This window comes from Pseudovibrio exalbescens (assembly GCF_028737195.1).
Lineage (GTDB): Bacteria > Pseudomonadota > Alphaproteobacteria > Rhizobiales > Stappiaceae > Pseudovibrio > Pseudovibrio zosterae.
Map to the genome: position 1 here is coordinate 1 of NZ_JAQZAJ010000018.1, position 2,627 is coordinate 2,627.

Annotated in this window: 1 protein-coding gene; it reads left to right on the forward strand. The window is 55.6% G+C overall.

What is annotated here, in order from left to right; translation table 11 throughout:
• Positions 1-2,627, forward strand: a 2,627-nt coding sequence (locus PUV47_RS19815) for a DUF5801 repeats-in-toxin domain-containing protein (protein WP_274220336.1), incomplete at both ends; no start/stop codon positions are given.

The following is a 2,627-nucleotide window of genomic DNA, read 5'->3' on the forward strand; positions in this document are numbered from 1 at the left end:
TGGCACGCTGACAGAAGGCGGCGAGCCAGTCGATACAGGACTGACCTCAGGAGGTGTTCCAGTTGTCGTGTCCTTGTCAGACGATGGGCTCACACTCACGGGCTCTGCTGGTGGCGAAGCCGTATTTGTTGCGCAGCTCAATGAAAACAGTGCCGACTACACTGTCACGCTTTACGGCCCGATTGATCACCAGGCGGTTGCAGACGGACGTGGCAATGGCCAGTCGCTGAACTTCAAGGTCACTGCCACTGACGGGGATGGCGACCCGCTTGAACTGACGCTTTCCACGCGCATCATTGACGATGAGCCAACCGCGTCCTTCTCTGGCACCTACGATCTGGCAGAAGCAACGGATGCAAATGGCGATTTCGCTGCGCAGACCGTCACCGGCACCCTGAAGTTCGATGGCGGCGCAGACGGTGCGAAAGTCACCGCAGTCAATTATCGCTTCGACGGCACCATTATGGAAATGGGCGAAAACGGTGAAGGTATTGAGTTCCACCCGTTTGTCACATCCGGCGGTGACGAGATTTCTGTAGTTAACTCTGCAGGTGAAAATGGCCCGATTGTCACCGGTTGGGCGACGATCGACGGCGTTGAAACCAAGATCTTTGAGTTCACTGTAACCAATGCAGAAACCGGTTCTTTCGAGTTCACTCAGTATCAGGCCATCATTCACCCTGACCAAGGCGCAGATGGTTCCGAAACCGGTGCATCAGATGAACTTCGCATGGTGTTCGACTTTCAGGTCACCGATGGCGACGGCGACACCACGGCCATCTTCAATGAAGGAACCGTGCAGATCGACATTCAGGACGATGGCCCGTCCATTGGTACCCCTGAAGATGGCTCTGTGGACGAAGATGGTATCGTTCTTGTAGGCGAAAACCTCATCGTCAATGGCTCCTTCGAGCAGCCAGAGCTGGGCGATGGCAAGTGGCGCAATTACAAGGAAGGCCAGGGCGTTGAAGGCTGGGGCGGCACCGATGTCGAGATCCAGAACCAGTATGAAGGCCGCGTAGCTTCTGATGGCGAGCAGTATCTTGAGATTGATGCAGCTGGCGACGTCGATGTTGTCAGCCAGTCTGTTCAGACTGAAGCTGGCGTGTCCTATCAGCTCTCTTTTGATGTTGCTGCACGCGGCAATGGCGCAGAGACCATCGAGGTTTATTGGAATGGCGAGTTGGTCTCAGTCGAACAGGCAGAGGGCGCTGACTGGAGCACCTTGACGTTCATCGTCAAGGGTACAGGCGGTATGGATACGCTTGAGTTCCGCGAGCCAGCTGGTGAGAACAACAGTCGCGGCGGTTTCATTGACAACGTCAGCCTCTACAAGATTGCCACGCCGGATGCTGGTGATGCGATCATCGACGGCTTCGCGCGTCAAGCGGAAGGTGATCTGGGCATCGATTGGGGTGCAGACAACGCCGACAATGATGCACTGAACGGCGCCGATGGCGATCGCTCTGTCAGCTTCTCCGGAGCAAATTCGGAAGACGGGGCGCAGGTACAAACGGTCAACAATGTGCCGCTGACGTCAAAGGGCGAGCCAGTGCTGCTGACCGAATTGGCAGATGGCACACTCGTTGGCTATACCGGCACCAAGCCTACGACTGCGGATGCAGATGGCGTCGTGTTCAAACTGAACCTGTCGGACGATGGGTCCGGATCCTACACATTCACGCTGGTTGGCAGCGTAGATCATCCGCTGGCTAACGTAGAGGATGATCTGGCCATCGATTTTGGCTTCACCGCCAAAGACAGCGACGGTGATACCGTTGAAGGTGATTTCACCATCACCATCAACGATGACCTGCCACTTGTTGGGGGTGTCTCCACAGGCACGGTCGATGAAAGCTACCCGTCAACTGCTGATGGCACGCTTGAGAGCGGCGAAAAACTGTCGCTGACTTCCATGGGCGACTACAGCGATCCAACCACGCATGTGTTCCGCGTCACCAACCCGACTGATGAACCGGTTGAATACACCTACGAAATTTACAAGGGACAAAAGGTTACGGCTGTTGCTCAGCCGGGTAACTCCTATTTCTCTGTTGAAACGAATGGGTACAAGCCAACAGTTATCATTCGCTACGACGTGGATGGCGTCGAAAAAAGCCAGACCAAAGCCGCAGGCAACCCGTCTCAGGTCGAAGGCGAAGCCATTGTTCCGATGAACGAAACGTATGGCACACTGAACATCGACCTTGGAGCCGACGATCAGCCACTGGCAGATGCGTTCAGCTTCGACTTTTCTAATCTGGATGGCATCACGACCTCTGCAGGTTCCGCAGTTACATTTACGCAGAGTGCAGGGGATCGGTTTGTAACGGCAACCGGCACAGATGCAGAAGGCAACCTGGTCGCAGAGCTGGTGTTCGATGGTCAGACACAGCAGTGGACATTCCGCCAGTTCGAGGCTCTTGAGCATTCTGACTCAACTGATGCGAATGACGGTCTGCCGCTGGACTTCGGCTACACAGTAACCGACGCCGATGGCGACACCGCATCCTCTTCCATCGTTGTGACCGTCAATGACGATGCGCCGACACTGGGTGAAGCTCAAGGGCGCACCATTCAGGAAAACGATCTGCCGGACGGCACGTCTCCAGACGCAGGTTTGACCG